This window comes from Alteromonas sp. ABE4_545 (assembly GCF_056161325.1).
Map to the genome: position 1 here is coordinate 1 of NZ_JBSWYY010000066.1, position 1,206 is coordinate 1,206.

At 46.4% G+C, this 1,206-nt stretch carries 1 protein-coding gene; it reads right to left on the reverse strand.

Annotation, left to right across the window (positions count from 1 at the left end):
- Positions 1 to 16: 16 nt before the first annotated feature.
- Positions 17 to 1,128 (reverse strand): IS3 family transposase gene (locus ACXAH6_RS20330; protein ID WP_474879813.1). Its coding sequence is split into 2 segments (ribosomal slippage): positions 17 to 867 and positions 867 to 1,128, totalling 1,113 coding nucleotides; the frame shifts between segments, so codons are not numbered across the junction.
- Positions 1,129 to 1,206: the final 78 nt, after the last annotated feature.

A 1,206-nucleotide genomic window follows, 5' to 3' on the forward strand; every position in this document is an offset into this window, starting at 1 on the left:
TGTAAACCTCCCTTAATTAGTTACATCCATAATTAGAGATTTCGGCCATTTCATGCTTGGTTAAATATTCCCATGGTGTCAGATCATTCAGGGCATCATGGGGACGCTCTTCGTTGTATTCGGTGATCCAGTTTTCGGTTAAATCTCTGACTTCGTTGAGTGTGCGGAACACATACATATCGAGAATCTCCGTGCGGTAAGTTCGGTTGAAGCGCTCGATATAAGAATTCTGCGTTGGCTTGCCTGGTTTGATAAATTCCAGGGTAATGCCATGCTCTTCTGCCCAGCTCGCCAGTGTGACAGAGATGAATTCAGGGCCGTTATCCATGCGTAACTTATTCGGATAACCTCGCCAAGCCACAACTCTTTCCAACACACGAATGATGCGTTGGGATGGCAAGTTCAAATCAATCTCAATCGCCAGGACTTCTCTATTGAAGTCATCCACCACATTGAATGTTCTAAAGCGCCTCCCGCATTGCAAGCTGTCACACATAAAGTCCATTGACCAACAGTGGTTGGCCTGAGCTGGGACTGCCAGAGGCTCAGGATTTCTCGCGGGCAGACGCCGTTTGCCCCGACGTCGCTTATTGAGCTTTAGCTCACAGTAAATCCGATACACTCGTTTATGATTCCAACCATGGCCCCAACGCCGAAGGATTTTAAACAGCTTGCTGAATCCATAGGCCGGATAGCGCTCTACCGCCTTCATTAGCTTCGCAATGACCTTGTCATCGCGGGTTTTATCCGGCTGATATCGATACACTGAATCACTAATGCCAACAACGCGACAAGCCAAACGTAAGCTAGCTCCATGCTGCTCTCGTGCATAGTTCACTAGCTCTCGCCTTATCGCTGGCTTTACAGCTTTTTTTCAACGATATCTTTAAGTATCCGATGTTCCAGACTTAAGTCTGCAAACATAGCCTTTAGTTTCCGGTTCTCGTCTTCAAGCTCTTTAAGGCGCTTAATATCAGAGGCTTCCATACCGCCATATTTGGCTTTCCAGTTGTAATAGGTCGCATCAGAAATACCGTACTCACGGCAGACTTCTTTCACCAGTCTGCCTGCTTCCACTTCCTTTAAGATCTTCACGATCTGCGTTTCTGTGTATCGAGACTTTTTCATCAGGAGTTCTCCTTTCTTGGCTCAGTTTACGCCGAAGAACTCTAAAAAGGTATGTCGCTATTTTAGGGGAGGTTTACA